Here is a 17,987-nt window from a genome sequence, read left to right as displayed (position 1 = left end):
CGATGAAACCAATCCTTGGAATTACGATGGGAGATGGAGCAGGCGTTGGTCCAGAGATTATCATCAAAGCCTTATCTGATCAAGGAATGTATGATATTTGTAGACCTTTAGTTATTGGTGATAAAAAAATGATGGAAAGAGCGAATGCTATCATCAATTCTGGGTGTCGCTGCCGCGTTGTATCTCATCCACGAGAAGCAAGTGGAGAATTTGGTATCATTGATATCATTGATCTTGATAATCTTCCAGCTGATCTGACCTTTGGTCAAGTGAATCCACAAGCTGGGAAGGCAGCCTTTGAATACATTGAGAAAGCCGCAGAATATGCCCTCAAAAATGAAATTCAGGCTATTATTACAGCTCCGATCAACAAAGAGGCTGTGAATTTAGCAGGATACCATTATCCAGGACATACAGAAATATTAGCTCATTTTGCTCAAGAAAAAAATTATTCCATGCTCCTTTATAGCAAAAACTTAAGTGTCATTCATGTTTCAACACATGTTGCATTACGTGATGCATGTGACATGGTAAAAAAAGATCGCATTGAGCGTGTTGTTGCCTTGGCAGACGATACCATGAAACTCATTGGTCTAGAAAAACCACGGATTGCTGTTGCTGGACTGAATCCACATTGTGGAGAAAATGGCATGTTTGGTAAGGAAGATCTACTAGAAATTGTTCCAGCAGTGGAAGAATGCAGTCGATTAGGTTTTTGCGTCCAAGGTCCTATTGCACCAGATACAGTCTTTTATCGCGCAGCCATTAAAAATGACTTTGATGTCGTTGTGGTCATGTATCATGATCAAGGACATATTCCTCTTAAATTGCTAGACTTTCATAATGGTGTGAATGTGACTGTTGGTTTGCCTTTTATTCGGACTTCTGTGGATCATGGTACAGCATTTGATATTGCGGGTCATGGAATTGCCGAAGGCCAAAGTATGAAGGAAGCCATTAAACTTGGTGCTCAAATGGCAAAAGTTAAGTTTGCCAAGCTTTAAAATAAATCAAAATTTAGAAACGTTCAGCGGAAAGGATGATGATTATGTTTAAACCACAAGGTATTATTGCTCCAATTCTTACCCCATTAACTGAGGATGAAAAATTCAATGAACTGGAAATGCGCAATCAAATTAATCGTTTAATCAATGCAGGAGTTAGCGGTATTTTTCCTTTAGGAACCAATGGTGAATTTTATGCATTTTCAAAAGAGGAAAAAATTGAAATCATTAAAGTAACGATTGACGAAGTAAAAGGCAGAGTACCTGTATATGTAGGTACTGGTTGCGTTACAACCCAAGAAACAATTGAATTGTCAAAAATTGCCGAGGAACTCGGAGCTGATGTATTATCCGTTATATCACCATATTTCTCTGGTATTTCACAAGATAATTTATATGATCATTTCAGCAGTGTAGCAAAAGCAGTTAAATTACCAATCCTTCTTTATAACATTCCAGCCAGAACAGGCAATAACATTGACTATACGACCGTAAAAAAATTAGCAAAATATGAAAATATCATTGGTATTAAAGATAGCAGTGGTAATTTTGATAATACGTTAAAATATATCGAAAATACAGATCCGCGTTTAAGCGTACTCGCTGGCAGTGATTCTTTGATCTTGTGGACATTGATGGCAGGCGGTACAGGTGCTATTTCTGGTTGTTCCAATGTATTCCCAGAACTCATGGTTAGTATCTATGAACTCTGGTCACAAGGTAAACTTGAAGAAGCAAATGAAGCCCAAAAGAAAATCAGACCATTCCGTAATGTAATGCAAATGGGCAATCCAAATTCTGTTGTTAAACGTGCAGCTAATTTATTGGGGTATCCAATGGGGCCAGGTCGCGCACCTTCCAATTGTAACAAACCTGAAATTGATGCTGCCTTACTTGAAGTTTTTAAATTATACAAATAAGAATCAAAAAAAATTATGATAGGAAAAAATGATTGGAGAATCGACTATGAGTAACGTTTATTCCTTGTTAAATATCGGGAAAATTGTAGCTGGTGCTGGCTGCATTGAACAAATAACAGAGATTGTAACTGATTATGACGCTAAAAATGTAGTCATCATTACTGACCAAGGTGTTTGGAATTCTGGGTTGGTAGAAAAACCAAAAGCTTTATTAGAAGCAGCAGATATTAATGTTCATATCATTAATGATACTCCACCTGAACCTACCGTTGACCAAGTGAATACTATTTTTGAAGCTGCCCGAGAGTTTGAATGCCAAATGATCATTGGGATTGGCGGCGGTAGCTCTATGGATGCGGCTAAACTGGTTGCCTTATTATTGACCAATGATGTAGCGCTGCGTGATCTAGTAAAAGGTAAAGCACAAATCAAACGTCGCGGTGTACCGACTCTCATGGTTCCGACTACAGCAGGTACTGGTTCTGAAGCAACACCCAATGCCATTGTGTTAGTACCAGAAGAAGAACTTAAAGTTGGAATTGTTAACGGAAAAATGGTACCAGATTGTGTCATATTGGATCCAATGATGACTATTAATTTGCCTAAACATATTACGGCAAATACAGGGATGGATGCTCTATGTCATGCCATTGAATGTTATATCTCTAAAAAAGCCAATCCTCTCAGTGATACTTTTGCCCTGAAAGCAATTACCTTGATTTCTCGCAGTATTCGCACTGCCTACAATGATGGTCATAATTTAGCAGCGCGGGAAGACATGCTGCTAGGAGCCATGTTTGGCGGTATCTCCATTGCAACTTCCAGTACCACTGCTGTACATGCTTTATCCTATCCACTAGGTGGTAAATATCATATTCCTCATGGCTTATCCAATGCCATTTTGCTACCAGGCGTGATGAAATTTAATTTGGATGTCTGCGAAGAAAAATTCAAAGAGATTGCAGTTGCTATGGAACTTGAACTTTCAGGTTGTACAACGAGAGAAGCTGCTGAAAAAATGATTGATAATTTATATTCTATGATTGAAGATCTTGATGTAACATGTGACTTAGCAGCAAAAGGTATTAATGAAGCAGTTCTTGATGATTTGATTGAAGCCGCTTCCAAAGTCACTCGTTTACTCGATAATAATCCTAAAGTTGTAACAAAAGAAGATATGAGAGCAATTTATCGAAACTTATTATAAAATTTAATACTAGGATAGATGTTTCTGGAATGAAGAAGCCAGAAACATCTACAATAAGTTGAATTATCAGAGTCTTGGAATCATTTGGAATCATTTGGAATCATCTTGTTTTATTTGTTAGTCATTATAAATAATAAGGAGTGTTATCATGAAAGAATTTAGTTCTGCAGATACCTTAATTATCCTAGGGATTATCATCGCGTATATTCTTTTTACCACTTGGTTGACATTTAAACTCCGTAGTAAGGACTCTGAACAGTTTATGAGGGCTTCCCGTTCTATGCCAGCGGTTGTTGTTGGGATTTTGCTAATGTCTGAATTTATTGGTGCCAAATCTACAGTGGGAACAGCTGAATCAGCTTTTAAATACGGTATGGCAGCGGCTTGGTCTGTGCTTGGTGCATCCATAGGTTATTGGTTATATAGTCTGTTCATGGTGAAACGATTATACGGATCAGGTGAGTTTACGATTTCTGGAGCTATTGCTCAAAAGTATGGTAAATCCACAAAATATGCTGTTTCTATTATCATGATGTATGCCCTGCTCTTAGTAAACGTTGGTAACTACATTAGTGGTGCGGCAGCCTTGTCTACCGTAATCAAAATGAGCTTGCCAATCTCCATGTGTATTATCGCAGTGGTCAGTACCTTCTATTTTGTGTATGGTGGTCTTAAAGGTGTTGCCTATGTTACCGTTTTACACAGTTTCTTTAAATATATGGGAATTTTGATTATCACAGGTGTAGCCTTATCGATGACTGGTGGTATTACTCCAATGATAGAAAAAATGCCAGCCTTTTACTTTACTTGGGACGGTAAAATCGGTGTAACTACCATCTTTGCTTGGGTTATTGGTACAGTTGGTGCTATATTTTCTACCCAATTTGTGGTACAGGCTATTTCCTCTAATAAAAGTGCTGAAGATGCCAAAAAATCAACAATGTATGCAGCCCTATTTTGCTTACCTTTAGGTTTCCTCCTAGCGCTTATCGGTGTAGCTGCTAAATTCCTTTATCCAGACATGAATGCTCTTTACGCTTTGCCAATCTTTATGCAAAGTATGAGTCCATATTTAGCAGGGATCGTAGCTACTTCTCTTGTGGCTTCCGTATTTGTTGCCGTCAGTACAGTTGCCTTAGCGATTGCTTCACTGGCAGTTAAAGATTTCTATGTTCCTTTCTATAAGCCTACTCCAGAAAAAGAATTTAGAATGACACGTATCTTCTCGGTCATTATTGGGTTCATACCTTTAATCTTCGTTTTCTTCGTACCAGAAATCTTAAAACTATCCTTCTTTACTCGTGCAATTCGCTTATCTATTTCAGTAGTGGCCATGATTGCGTTCTACCTGCCCTTCTTCAATAGTACTCGCGGTGCCAACTTAGGACTATTAGGTGCAGCGATAGCTACTAGCGGATGGTATATTATGGGTGATCCGTATGGCATTGACAACATGTATATCGCATTAATTTCTCCAGCCATCGTAATGCTGATTGAAAAAATGTTCCATTGGAATAATACAACTCATACAAAAGATCGAGAATAATTTGACGACTATTCTCTGAAAAAGATAGTATAAACCTGAATTATTCACGTAAACCATAAAAACTGGCGTAATGCCAACAAAATCAACCATCACACGAGCTACAGCCTTTCACCTAATAGGTGAAGATTAAAAAACATACAAAATGGTGATTCTTTATATGAGGTTCAGGCTGTGGAAGCATTAATGCGCTATGCTAAGATGCCTTTGCGGTTAACGGAAATTGGTTTTGTCAAAACGCTGAAAAATATGGAATTGCTGTATGACGCGTTAATCAAGAGTCTTGGAATTGCTGAAAATCCGGAACGTATTTCCGCATTGAAGGCGGCATTGGACTATGCAATGTAATCTAACTTTATTTAGATCAATAAAAGATTCAATATCCCATTTGTGATGTAAGTCATAAATAGCATAAATATCTTGAGCAGAATCCCATAAAGTTCTTTGAATCTTTAGATTTGGATGAAGTTCGCGGAGAATAGTAAGAGTAACCACAGATTGAACCGATTTGATGGACGCTGAGAACGCCTCTATAACTAACCAAGCGAAAGGAAGATTATAATTATGAACAAAAAACATGAGGTAATTATTGTTGGAGCAGGACTTGCCTCTCTTGCGACAGCAGCCCGTTTAACGGAATTTGGAATTAAAAATATTGGTATTTATGCAACAGGATATGGTGGAACACCTTATGTTGCAGCAATTAACTTTGTACTGCCAGACAATCCATATGGCGATACAGTAGAACAATATTATGCAGACATGCTTCATGCCGGGTATGAAATAAACAATCGTAACTTGGTAAAAGATATGACATCCCATACAATGGAGGGTTATAATCTCTTAAGACGATGGGGGATAGATTTTGCTCAAAATCCAGATGGAACGACTAAGTTACGTCACTTATCAGGACACACATATCCTCGCTCCCTATGTTCTACGACCGGGCTTATAGGCGTTGACATTGTAAAAAAACTCAAAGAAAAACTAGAAAAAATTGGCGTTACCGTAAATATGGGATATGAGTGTGTGAAGGTATTAACAGACAAAAAGAAAGTATCTGGAATTACAGTAATTAGTCCAGAAAAGCAGGTTCAGAATATCTATGCACCTGTTGTGATTGCAGGGTGGGGAGGTGTAGGAAATCTCTTGGGAACATCCACTTATCCTCATGATGTTAAAGGAAATATACTTGCAATGGCGAAAGATGCAGGAGCAAATTTAGTAGATATTGAATTCCTGGAGTATGAACCTATGGTAGTAATCAGTCCTCAAGGAGCTGTAGGTGAGCCTTGCCCAACTGCTATGCTTGGAGAAGGTGCTTATTTACTTAATACTAAGAACGAGCGTTTCATGCTAAAGGTACGTCCACAAGGGGAAGGTGGATCTCCTAAAACATTGATTAATAAACAGATTTGGAAAGAAGTCGATGCGGGAAATGGAACAATACATGGTGGGGCATGGGTAGATCTTCGTCATATTAACCACGAAGTTATAAAAGGATATCCATGGTTTTACAATCGCTTGATGGAGAATGGGGTTGATCCATGCAGTGAACTAGTTGAAGTCGGACCGATGGCTCATAGTTTCTCAGGAGGTATTCAGGTGGATACAGATTACCAGTCTAATATTCAAGGGTTCTATGCAGTTGGCGAGGCTTGTGGAGGAGTACATGGAGCGTGTCGATGTGCCGGAAATGCAGCAAGCCAAGCAACGATGTCCGGATTGCTTTGTGCGGAAGCAATCGTGCGTAAAGGCATATCTGGAGCCGATGTAAAAGAGTATTCGGCAGATTATAATTCGTGCGATGAAATTTATGATAGAGTTGCTCCTGAAATTAAAGAAATTGCCGCAAAAGCTCTTGGGATATATCGCAGCGGCCAAACACTATCTAAGGCTAAGGAAACCTTAGATAAGATACTGGCTTCAGAGGAGATAGCAAAAGATACTCGGACTATGCAAATTGCGAAATCTGTGGATTTGATGGTATGTGCAGCTCTTAACAGAAAAGAAAGCCGTGGCGCCCACATGCGCCTAGATTATCCTGAAGCATCACTGGAATATGAAAAAGAACTTACAATATAGGATTTGATCTGCGGCGAATTCTAGTAACTTAAAGATCCTTGCTTGCTGGGCACATTATCTGAGAAAATTATTATTGCCGATATTCATGCAAAGTATGAGTCCATATTTAGCAGGAATTGTAGCAACTTTTCTTGTAGCTTCCGTATTTGTGGCCGTAAGTACCGTTGCATTAGCGATTGCTTCACTGGCAGTCAAGGATTTCTATGTTCCTTTTTACAACCCTACTCCAGAGAAAGAATTTAAAATGACACGTATTTTCTCAGTAATTATTGGGTTCATACCTTTAATCTTCGTTTTCTTTGTACCAGAAATCTTAAAGCTATCCTTCTTTACTCGTGCCATTCGCTTATCTATCTCAGTAGTAGCCATGATTGCCTTCTACCTACCATTTTTTAATAGTACACGTGGGCCAACTTAGGACTACTGGGTGCAGCGGTTGTTACCAGCGGATGGTATATTATGGGTGATCCATATGGCATTGATAATATGTATATTGCTTTAATTTCTCCAGCCATCGTGATGCTGATTGAAAAAATGTTCCATTGGAATAATACAACTCATACAAAAGATAGAGTGTAACTTGAGTATAACTTAATGAGCATTCTTAAAAAATCTAATACAAATATGCAAAAAGGCAGGACGATGAAATTGAGTACGATAGAAAAAACAGACAGCACAGTTACCCTAGGGCATCTATATCAAGTAGAAAATGATTCTGAAAGAATCGAGGCATTATTGCCCAATCATTGTGTACAAAGTCATGCATCAAATATCATGCCACTCGACAATGGAGATTTCTTATGCGTGTGGTTTGCAGGCAGCCAAGAAGGGATTGCAGATATTTCAATTTATATGTCACGACTCTGCCAAGGACAATCAGAATGGACAGAGCCAGTCAAAATGTCAGAAGATCCTACAAGATCAGAACAAAATCCGATCTTGTTTCCAACTCCTGATGGGAAATTGTGGCTCCTTTATACAGCGCAAAAATCTGGAAATCAAGATACAGCGATTGTCAGATATCGTATTTCGGACGATAATGGTCATACATGGGGGTCTATTGAAACATTATTCGATACTCCAGGTACCTTTGTTCGCCAGCCTATTGTAGTACTTGATAATGGGGAGTGGCTCGTTCCCATCTTTTATTGCAATGTAACTCCAGGCAAGAAGTGGGTAGGCGATGATGACACAAGTGCTGTGAAAATTTCCGCTGATCAAGGGAAAACATGGACCGAGTATCCAGTACCTAATAGTGTTGGATGTGTTCATATGAATGTCGAGAAGTTACACGATGGAAGTTTACTAGCCTTATACAGAAGTCGTTGGGCGGACAATGTTTATCTGAGCCGTTCGAAGGATAATGGCAGGACTTGGACAGAACCTGTGGCGACAGAACTACCAAATAACAATTCATCCATTCAGTTTACAGTGCTAAATAATGGACATTTAGCAATTGTATTCAATAATATAAATGCGACGAGTGCTAACGAGCGTAGACTATCTTTGTATGATGAAATTGAGGATGAGGAAGATAGTGAAAGTGTTGTAGTAAAAGCGCTAGTGGCTACTGAAGAGGTTGATCCAAACAAAAAGACAGCATTTTGGGGAACTCCAAGAGCACCAATGACAATTGCTATTTCAGAAGATAATGGTCAAACGTGGCCGTACAAGCGAGACATTGAAGTTGGCGATGGTTATTGTATGACTAATAATTCTAAAGAAAAATTAAATCGAGAATATTCCTATCCATCCATCAAACAAACCTCTGACGGGAAAATTCATGTTACATTTACGTATTTTAGACAGACCATTAAATATGTTCGCGTGACAGAAGAGTGGGTTAAGGGGTAAAATAGTTAAAGAAGAAGAGACTGCCTTTGCGAAAGAAAGCAAGGGCAGTCTCTGAAAATAACAAAAGGCAGGTAGATGATCATGATAGTTGGGCATTTATTAAACATTGAAAATGAGATAAATTTGTATCCAGCAGGATTACAAGCTGGCTTGAAATTTCTCTTAGAAACGGATCTTTCTCTTTTGTCATTAGGAAAGCACGAAATTCAAGATGGTATGTTCGCCATGGTTGCAGAATATGAGACTGAGCCAAAAGAAGAACGTAGACCTGAAGCACATCAAAAGTATTTAGATATACAATATATCTGTTCAGGACAAGAAATCATAGGCTCTGGTCCATTAGCAGCAGTTTCTGAAGTGGATGAAGATTGTCTTGAAGCACGGGATATTATATTTTACAAAGGTATTTCAGCAGAGACGGAAATCATCCTATCGCAAGGAATGTTTGCAGTTTATTTTCCATGGGATGCTCATAGACCTAATTGTAATGTTGGAGAGAAAGCTGGCAAGATTCGCAAAGTCGTGATAAAAATAGAGATGGATAGTTTATAATGCTCCTAAAAGATCAAGTTGCAATTATAACTGGTGCAACCAGAGGCATCGGTAAATCTATTGCATTAACCTTAGCTAAGCAAGGAGCTTCTCTCGTTATCAATGGTAATCATGAGAAATTATTACATGAATTGGCTGCAGAGATCGGAAAGCTTGGGCAAAAATGTTTAATCGAAATCGGAGATATTGCAGATCCTACTACAGCAGCTGCCATTGTAAAAACAGGGATGGATCATTTTGGACGCATTGATATTCTTGTCAATAATGCGGGAATTAATATGCGAACACCTACATTAGAAATGAACATTGATGACTGGCAAAAAGTCATGAATGTGAATTTGAATGGGACGCTTCATACCTGTATGGCTGTTTTACCATATATGATTGAACAAAAATACGGTAAAATTGTCAATGTATCATCTTCAACGGCTAAAACACCTCATCGGAATGCTTCGCCTTCTTACGGCGCATCAAAAGCCGGTGTGAATTATCTGACTCAGCATCTCGCCCTCGAAATGGCAAAGCATAATATCTATGTAAATGGAGTGTGTCCTGGCCCTATCGAAACCGATATGAGCACACAGTGGACTGCTGAATACCGAGAGCAAGTTTTATCGAGAATTCCCCTAGGTAAGCTAGGAAAAGCGCAAAATGTAGCGGATGCAGTGCTATTTTTAGCTTCTAGTATGTCTGATTTTATAACTGGGGAGACCATTAATATTAATGGCGGAACCTATATGAACTAGTAAATTCAATGTAATCATAAAGAACCACGTCTTATCATAAGGCGTGGTTCTTTGTGATAGATGAAGGGATGAAGGTTGTGTCTTGTAATAATCTGCTAGGGGGAATTTGAGATAAAAGGGGCGTAAGATGAGAGCGTACTATGAGGTGATGTTGTATAATAAGAAGATGTTGGGTTTTCAAATGAGGTGTATGAAATGAAAAGACTACCAATTGAAGATATTTTAATAAATTTACAAGAAAAACTCAGTTTTCATCAGAATGCTGTTCTTGTAGCGCCACCGGGAGCGGGGAAAACAACTCGCATTCCCTTAGCCCTGCTCGAAGAACCTTGGCTTGCTGGGAAACGGATTGTGATGCTAGAGCCTCGTCGTTTGGCAGCTCGCTTTGCGGCTCGTTATATGTCGGCACTTCTTGGTGAACAAGTGGGAGAAACTGTTGGTTATCGCATTCGCTTTGATACTTGTGTTGGTCCGAAGACGCGGATTGAGGTCATTACAGAAGGCATTTTGACTCGCATGTTGCAAAGTGATCCAATGCTAGAAAATGTAGGAATCATCATTTTTGACGAATTTCATGAGCGTAGTATACATGCTGATTTGGGATTAGCCCTATGCTTGCAGTCCCAAGGGATACTAAGGGAAGATCTAAAGATTCTAGTCATGTCTGCCACCTTAGATGCAGTTCCTATCGCAAAATTGATGGGTGATGCACCAGTGATTGTCAGTGAAGGTTTGTCTTTTCCTGTAGAAACTCACTATTTAGCTAGGTCTATTGATGGTCCAATCGGTCTAGCGACAATTCATAAAATAAAAGAAGCCCTTACAGAGACCCAAGGTGATATATTAGTATTTTTACCAGGGGTGAGAGAAATCAATTGGGTGTCATCCCGTCTAATGGACGATGGTATTGGGCAACATATGGCAATCGCTAAGTTATATGGCGCTCTGCCACAGACTGCTCAGGATATTGCTATATTACCAGACCCTACAGGTAAACGGAAGATTGTTCTTGCTACATCCATTGCAGAAACGAGTATTACGGTTGAAGGTGTACGCGTTGTGATTGATAGTGGTTTTATGCGTGTTCCGCGATTTTCACCGCGTACAGGAATGATGCATTTGTCGACTGTAAAGGTATCACGAGGGTCGGCTGATCAACGCCGTGGACGGGCAGGGCGAATCGCACCAGGCATTTGTTATCGGTTATGGACGCAGCAAGAAGAATTGACTCATGAACTACAAAGTACTCCGGAAATCATGGAGGCTGATCTTGTACCACTGGCTCTAGAACTAGCTGCCTGGGGGGCGAATCCAGACGAGTTATTGTGGCTTGATCCACCTCCTCAGGCTGCTTTTTCTCAAGGTAAGGAACTCCTTCAGCAACTCGGTGCATTATCTGTAGATGGAAAGATTACGGATCATGGGCGTAAGATGGCGAAGGTTGGACTTCATCCACGTCTTTCTCATATGATCCTACGAGCCATTTCCTTAGGGTATGGCAACTTAGCCTGTGAGATTGCCGCACTGCTTGGACAACGAGATCTGTTTCAAGGAGACAAGAGTAGACCAGATGCTGATTTGCGTTTGCGTATTGAAGCCCTTCGTCAAAATAGCTCAAAGTTAACCTCAGACTATTCTTTAGGATATACCATAGACGCTAGTTTGCACCGACGTTTACAGGGTGATATTCGCCATTGGAAACAGCTTTTTGCTGTACCACGGGGGCAAGTGGATGATCAGGATGTGTGCGGTTTATTATTAGCCTTTGCCTATCCAGATCGAATTGGTCAGGGGCGGGGAGATGGTCGTTTCCTATTACGAAATGGGCGTGGTGCTGCTTTTAAAGAACCACAGGCTTTAGCAAAAGAACCTTATCTGGTAGCAGCTGAACTTGGGGGCGAAGGTAGTTCAGAAAATCGTATTTTTTTGGCGGCACCTATTAGTGAAAGCGACTTAAAGAAACACTTTAAGGACCAGATTGTAGTGAAAGAAAGTATTGCCTGGGATCATGATGCGCAAGCTGTAAGAGGACGACGGTCTGAAGTATTAGGATCTCTAGTCTTGACGAATAACCCTTTGAGCAATCTTGATACAGAGCAAGTTTTATCAGCCTTAATCGCAGGGATTCGGCAGGAAGGAATCTCAATTCTTCCTTGGTCGAAAAAAGCTAGTCAATTTCGCCAACGTCTCGATTTTATGTATGATTCTCAGTCTGAGTGGCCCGATGTATCGGATGAGGGCTTACTAGAACGTTTGGAGGAGTGGCTTGGTCCTTATTTATATGGTATGACGAGTCGTAGTCAGCTCGAGCGTCTGCAAATGGTAACGATCTTGGAATCCATGCTAACCTGGCAACAACGTCAGCATCTTGATGAGTGGGCACCGACTCACATTACTGTTCCCAGTGGTCAACGCATTCCTATTGATTATAGCCATCAGGGCAATCCTATCTTAGCTGTACGTTTGCAGGAAATGTTCGGTTTGAAGGAGACACCTCTTATTGGACAAGGAAGAGTACCTTTGACCTTACATTTGTTGTCGCCCGCCCAGCGTCCGATGCAAGTAACAAAGGATTTAGCAAGTTTTTGGGAAAACACATATTTCGAAGTAAAAAAAGATCTGATGGGGCGTTATCCTAAGCACTATTGGCCTGATAACCCTCTAGAAGCAATGCCAACTCATCGTGTTCGGCCTCTTGCTAAGAGTTAATTTTAATAAGAAATCCCCTAGGCTAGCTCAGCTTGAACTGAACTCGTCTAGGGGATTTCTTACTTTAATCGAAGACTTTGTTTTTAACCTTTTTGCGGAGTAATGGACATGTCTTTATACTTTTCAGTAAACCAATCAATTAATTGTCGTCCGACGCTTGGTTTATCGGGAAGATCAGGGAGATTGTGAGGAGTAAACCAATCAGCAGCAACGATTTCATCATTATCAATTTTGATTTCTTCCGTTACAGCCTTAGCTGTGAAGGCTACCATTAATGAGTCAGGGAAGGACCAAGGTTGGCTACCGAAATACTTAATATTTTCGACCTCAATTCCCACTTCTTCTTTTAACTCTCTTATGACGCATTCTTCAATGGTTTCTCCTGGCTCTACGAAACCTGCGATGACACTATAGCGGTTGGGAGGAAAACGTTTGGAACGTGCCAATAAAAGTTGATTTTCTTTCACTACAGCTACAATGATAGCTGGAGAAATACGAGGGTAAACAAGATGACCACAATTTGAGCATTTCATTGCAATTTCAGACGATAAAAGGTTCATACTGCTACCACAACAACCACAAAATTTAGTCGTTTTCATCCAGTTAAAAAGATGGAAGGCACGGCAAGCAAACCAAAAATATTCATCATCCATGTTCCCATATAAAGGTCTTACTGCTTTAAAAGAAAATCCAGCAGGAATATTTTCTTTACTGATACTGGCAATGAAACATTCCTGTTCATGAAAAATACCAATAGACTGAGCATCTATAGGCTGATTGGTGAATCCTTTCAGATCACTTCCGCATGGGATCGTGATCACGCCGTCCTCGTCTTTCACTAAGATCTCATCCTTATGAAATAAAAACCAGTATGTATCATTAGGGAGTGCCTCTAATGCTTCATGATTCATTATCTTTACCACCTTACCATTTAAATGTAGATTCTATCTACCATATTACCATAAAAATAGAAATTACTCTCCCCTAAATAAGATTTTTTTATAAATGTATGTTATAAAAAATGCAGTGCGCAACTAACCTCAGCATAATATCATGGCTAAGATTAGGGGAGTTTTAAGGAGGATGATAAGAGTGTATTAAGAGAGGTAGTGATTATAACAAGATTTGAAAATCCAATATGGATAGATTAGTTGAGAAAATTATTGTTAAGTAAATGTGAAAAAAATTAAATTTACATTCCAAAATGGTTTAAATTAAATAAAGCTATTCTTAGTATAAACATTTGATAAATATTTAGCAATGTTAAAAAGTCTAAATATTGCGATAGTTATATTGACATTAATTAATAATTAAATTAATATTGACTTATGGTCAATCGTATAAGTTAATGTTTAAAATATTAATGGCAATAAATTTAGAGGAGGTGATTAATATATGCGATTCACGCTTGAAATGGTTTTAGCAAATGAACAATTAGCAATTGATTATCGCACTGTAATTTTGAGTTATTTTAAAAATGGACTATCAAAATATTTAAATGGATCCTATTTTGATAAATATTATGCCTCATCTGTCAGAAAACCTTTTTCCTTTGCAGCATGGCTAGGTAAAGCTCAGTTCTGTAGTGATAAGATTCTAGTACCATCGAAACGTATTAAAATCCATTGGAGTACTGATTCTTTTGAAGCTGGTATCGTTTTCTATAATGCATTTACAGAACAAAAGAATAACTGGTATCCATTGCCACTTGGCAATTCGATGAGAATGGAACAGATTGCGATTGAAAAAGAAGAAGTGATTACAACTACTGATATTGAAGTTGTATTTGTTTCACCACTTTGTGTTCGGAACCATAATAAGGAAACTAATAAGGATCAATATTATTCGTATGGCAAAGAGGGGTTTAATGAAAGTTTACGCGAAGTATTAGAACAGGAATTATCTTATCATGGTGGCTTGTATAATGGGATGCTGAATGACTTTTACCTGGAGCCTATTAATTGTAAAAAAACTGTTATAAAATATCACAAACAATCAATAGAGGCAACGTTAGGTACATTTCGTATGCATGGTGCAATACCATTACTTACGCATTTTTACTTAGCGGGATTTTCAAGTAAGCGTTCTGCCGGATTCGGATACTTTGATATCATAAAACAAGGGAGGTGAAGATGTGGGAAGAATAGTAACTCTGACGCTGAATGATGCTTTATACAATGCAGGGCTTTTAGGTTTCTTGCGAATTTGTAGGAAAAGTAATCTGCCGGTGCAAGAAGTTGGTAATACTATCAATTTTGACAGTGATATATTAAAAGATTTCACTTCACACTATTTGCAAACCTTAATAGATACTTTTAGAGATGATATAATTTATTCAGAAATTATGGAAAATTATAATCGAATAGTACCACTTAATATGAATCAGGAAGAAAATTATAAAAAATTTGATGAAAGCTTTAAATATATCGCTGATAAATTAAAGCGTGCCTCGTATTTGGCTGGATATGAAATTATTAAAGCACGTGGTGATTTATATGATTTTGAAGTTGAAGTAAAAACAATTAAAGAGAATAAAGAATATCAAGAAAAAAGACTTTTATTAGATCAGCTTATAGACAAAATAAAAAAATATAAAGATGTTCTTATCATGAAAGATATTACATATACCAAAATTCAGCCATTTTGGACAAATGTAGCATTTCTAAATAGTAAAAGAAACAAGGACGAATTTGACTTATGCTTTACTGAAGCATTCACGAAACCAGCGTATGAGTTTTTGCCGAAAGAGGGAAAAAAAGTACAGTTAACTTGTTGCCAATGTGACAGTGCCGTAACTAAAAGTAATGGATTTACAATGTCATGGATTAATGATGTTGGTGTTGATACCGTAAGAAAAACATCTTATTATTGGGACTTTAAAGTCGACTCATTTCTTTGTCCTGTTTGCAATCTAATTTATGCATGCATACCTTTAGGATTTTCAATGCAGGGAACAGAAGGTATATTTGTTAATGATAATGAAAGTATTGATGTATTGGAAGAAATGAATGGAGTCGCTGTAGTTAAAGTGGATAGTCGCAAGGAGGATATTTTTTATAAGGTTATCGATCGTTTTATGGATATAAATCAAGAGCTTACAGCACAAAAAGAAGTGAATAATATACAAGTAATACGACGTAGTAACGGGAGATATATTTTCAATATTCTGTCTAAAGAAAAGTTAAATATTATAAAATACTGTAAACGTGATTTTGCAGCACTTGTTGGTATTTCCGTTAAAATACAGGATGATTACCTGAATGTGTATCGCAAAGTCATTCAAAGCATCTTGAATGGGGAGAATTTATACCCATTAATCTATATTCTTTTACATAAGGGCATAGATAAATCAATAAGAATCTGGTTTTTACGTTATATGATAAAAATTCAGGCAGTAGCCTTTAGTAAAGGAGATGAAAAAATGCGAGAAAAAGTAGTTTTTGCCGCTATGAAACGTGGGGAAGAATTGCGTATGCGAATGTTAGGTGATAACCAAAATGAGAATAAAGTACGTACTTTGTCTTATAAACTGCTAAATGCATTAAAAGTACGTAATTCAAATGAATTTATGGATACTGTTTTAAGAAATTATATAGGTCTAGGAATACAAATGCCTATTAGTTTCTTAGATATATTAAAACAGGAAGAAAAATTTTTAGATTTTGGCTATGCCTTTATTACAGGATTAAATGGTGGTATAAGTAAGAAAGAAGATGAAGGGGAGGAAAATGCTAAATGAAAAAAGGATTGACGCTAAGCCTGATTTTTGAAGCACAAAGTGCAAATTATGGTGAAGGATTTGGCAATATTACAGCTTTAAAAAGAATTAGTAGACAGGGTGGGGATGGATACACCTATATATCGCGACAAGCATTGCGTTACAATATGGTTGAGCAACTAGGATGGGACAATACACCAGTTGAAGCTATGGGGTCAGGTGATAAGAAGGTCATACAGTATAAACCAAATACTTCCATTGCAAATTACCCAGAAATTGATCTTTTTGGATATATGAAAACAGATAAAGGCAGTGGAGCTAATACACGTTCAGCTGTTGTACGGTTAAGTAATGCTGTATCGCTAGAACCATACCATTCTGACTTAGATTTTCTTACTAACATGGGACAAGCAAAACGTATCAATGCAAATAATTCCATTGCTCAAAGTGAGATCCATAAGTCATTTTATGCCTATACAATTGCGATTGATTTAGATAGAGTTGGCATTGATCGTGATATTGAGGTTACTAATGTTGAAAAAGCCAAACGTATTACTGATTTATTGCAAACAATTCAGTTTTTGTATCGGGATATAAAAGGACGTCGAGAAAACTTCGCTCCTGTATTTGCGATTGGTGGTATATATGAACGTAAAAGCCCGTTTTTTGAAAATCGTCTTAAATTTGATAAACAAGGGCTATGTCTTGCCCCTATATTAGATACAATGGACAGTATTGGTGACAGATCCTTAGTAGGGTATGTTGGTGATAGTTTCAAAAATAATGAGGAAATAAAAAATGCTCTTGCTCCAATGACAATCTCGCAATTATTTAAGCAGTTATGTAGTGAAGTTGAGGCGATGTATCAGTGAAGACGATTAAATTGAAGGCTTATCAGAATATGCCTTCGTATCGAAAACCTACAAGTTTTATTTTAAAAGAAAGCTACCCTCTACCGCCTTATTCTAGCGTTATTGGTATGATTCATGCTGCTTGTGGTTTCGATTGCTATGTAGATATGGATGTCAGTGTACAAGGACATTATTATTCATCAACTAGTGAATTATATACAAAGTATGAATTTGGCAATGGAACAAAGTATGAAAATGGGCGTCATAACATAAAACTGAGTGGTAAAGATCAAGATTACGGTATGATTAGAGGTATGGGTAATGTTGAGGTTTTGGTAGATGTAGAACTACTCATTCATATTAAACTGTATAATGACGATTTGATTGACAGCATAGTTCAGGGATTATTATATCCTAAGGCATATTTAGCACTCGGTAGATGGGAAGATTTATTAAGGATTGATACAGTTGAAGTGGTGGAAGTAGAAGATGAACGTCTAAGTAAGGGGATTTCCTTATCTTATGATGCTTATATTCCTAGAAAAATAGAGAAGGGTTTCGATGGGGAGGAAATTGATATCACAGGTACTATCTACAAATTAAATAAAAAATATAGTATTGACCCTAAAACTAAAATGCGTAAGTGGGATACACAGATTAATGCTAGGTACGCTACGAGGGGGTCACGAATTAATTCAGGTGAAAAAGTTCAGATGGATGCAGATGGCAATGTAGTATTTTTTGCGTAGTTTAAATAATTTTAATCTATCCATAATGGAAAAATAATGATGGAGGCTA

16 protein-coding genes are annotated in these 17,987 nt (G+C 38.0%); 15 read left to right on the top strand and 1 reads right to left on the bottom strand.

Features of this window, described 5'->3' with window-relative positions; genetic code table 11:
- Positions 1-2: 2 nt before the first annotated feature.
- From pdxA to hrpB, 11 genes are all read left to right on the top strand, one after another.
- Positions 3-1,004 (top strand): 4-hydroxythreonine-4-phosphate dehydrogenase PdxA, encoded by a 1,002-nt coding sequence (gene pdxA, locus ACAN52_RS15885; RefSeq protein WP_378955901.1) that lies wholly within the window; start codon positions 3-5, stop codon positions 1,002-1,004.
- A 44-nt stretch (positions 1,005-1,048) separates the two neighbouring features.
- Positions 1,049-1,924, top strand: coding sequence for a 4-hydroxy-tetrahydrodipicolinate synthase (gene dapA, locus ACAN52_RS15880; protein WP_378955900.1), 876 nt, complete (start codon positions 1,049-1,051; stop codon positions 1,922-1,924).
- A gap of 46 nt (positions 1,925-1,970) precedes the next feature.
- Positions 1,971-3,131 (top strand): iron-containing alcohol dehydrogenase, encoded by a 1,161-nt coding sequence (locus ACAN52_RS15875; protein ID WP_378955899.1) that lies wholly within the window; start codon positions 1,971-1,973, stop codon positions 3,129-3,131.
- A gap of 148 nt (positions 3,132-3,279) precedes the next feature.
- Positions 3,280-4,677 (top strand): sodium:solute symporter family protein, encoded by a 1,398-nt coding sequence (locus tag ACAN52_RS15870; RefSeq protein ID WP_378955898.1) that lies wholly within the window; start codon positions 3,280-3,282, stop codon positions 4,675-4,677.
- Positions 4,678-4,848: 171 nt separating this feature from the next.
- Positions 4,849-5,022: a hypothetical protein gene (locus tag ACAN52_RS15865; RefSeq protein WP_378955897.1), complete on the top strand. Its 174-nt coding sequence runs from the start codon at positions 4,849-4,851 to the stop codon at positions 5,020-5,022.
- A 216-nt stretch (positions 5,023-5,238) separates the two neighbouring features.
- Entirely contained in the window at positions 5,239-6,759 is a 1,521-nt protein-coding gene (locus ACAN52_RS15860; protein ID WP_378955896.1) for an FAD-binding protein, read from the top strand.
- A gap of 73 nt (positions 6,760-6,832) precedes the next feature.
- Positions 6,833-7,177, top strand: a complete 345-nt coding sequence (locus ACAN52_RS15855; RefSeq protein ID WP_378955895.1) for a hypothetical protein — start codon at positions 6,833-6,835, stop codon at positions 7,175-7,177.
- A 230-nt stretch (positions 7,178-7,407) separates the two neighbouring features.
- Entirely contained in the window at positions 7,408-8,613 is a 1,206-nt protein-coding gene (locus ACAN52_RS15850) for an exo-alpha-sialidase (RefSeq protein ID WP_378955894.1), read from the top strand.
- 75 nt (positions 8,614-8,688) lie between these two features.
- Entirely contained in the window at positions 8,689-9,165 is a 477-nt protein-coding gene (locus ACAN52_RS15845) for a YhcH/YjgK/YiaL family protein (protein WP_378955893.1), read from the top strand.
- On the top strand, positions 9,165-9,911 hold the full coding sequence (locus ACAN52_RS15840; protein WP_378955892.1) for an SDR family NAD(P)-dependent oxidoreductase: 747 nt from the start codon (positions 9,165-9,167) through the stop codon (positions 9,909-9,911). Before ACAN52_RS15845 ends, ACAN52_RS15840 begins: the two co-directional genes overlap by 1 nt.
- 195 nt (positions 9,912-10,106) lie before the next feature.
- Entirely contained in the window at positions 10,107-12,620 is a 2,514-nt protein-coding gene (gene hrpB, locus ACAN52_RS15835) for an ATP-dependent helicase HrpB (protein WP_378955891.1), read from the top strand.
- Positions 12,621-12,703: 83 nt separating this feature from the next.
- Here the strand turns inward: hrpB and nudC are convergent, their stop codons facing one another.
- Positions 12,704-13,531 carry an NAD(+) diphosphatase gene (nudC, locus tag ACAN52_RS15830; protein ID WP_378955890.1) on the bottom strand — a complete coding sequence of 276 codons (828 nt, stop codon included), beginning with the start codon at positions 13,529-13,531 and terminating at the stop codon, positions 12,704-12,706.
- 484 nt (positions 13,532-14,015) lie between these two features.
- On the opposite strand from nudC, the gene cas6 reads away from it, so the two are divergent.
- Genes cas6 through cas5 form a run of 4 tightly spaced genes read left to right on the top strand, consistent with a single transcriptional unit; the run spans position 14,016 to position 17,938 of the window.
- Positions 14,016-14,750, top strand: coding sequence for a CRISPR-associated endoribonuclease Cas6 (cas6, locus tag ACAN52_RS15825; RefSeq protein ID WP_378955889.1), 735 nt, complete (start codon positions 14,016-14,018; stop codon positions 14,748-14,750).
- A 4-nt stretch (positions 14,751-14,754) separates the two neighbouring features.
- Complete coding sequence (gene cas8a1 / locus ACAN52_RS15820; RefSeq protein WP_378955888.1) at positions 14,755-16,359, top strand: type I-B CRISPR-associated protein Cas8b1/Cst1; 1,605 nt, start codon at positions 14,755-14,757, stop codon at positions 16,357-16,359.
- The gene (cas7i, locus tag ACAN52_RS15815; protein ID WP_378955887.1) at positions 16,356-17,210 is read left to right on the top strand and encodes a type I-B CRISPR-associated protein Cas7/Cst2/DevR; all 855 of its coding nucleotides are present in this window, start codon (positions 16,356-16,358) and stop codon (positions 17,208-17,210) included. The genes cas8a1 and cas7i overlap by 4 nt, the downstream gene beginning before the upstream one ends.
- Complete coding sequence (cas5, locus tag ACAN52_RS15810; RefSeq protein ID WP_378955885.1) at positions 17,207-17,938, top strand: CRISPR-associated protein Cas5; 732 nt, start codon at positions 17,207-17,209, stop codon at positions 17,936-17,938. Before cas7i ends, cas5 begins: the two co-directional genes overlap by 4 nt.
- The last annotated feature ends 49 nt before the right edge of the window (positions 17,939-17,987 follow it).

It is taken from the genome of Pelosinus sp. sgz500959, from assembly GCF_042610375.1.
Lineage (GTDB): Bacteria > Bacillota > Negativicutes > DSM-13327 > DSM-13327 > CTSoil-075.
Note: the sequence above shows the minus strand (reverse complement) of the source record. Positions and strands in the feature narration are given on the sequence as shown.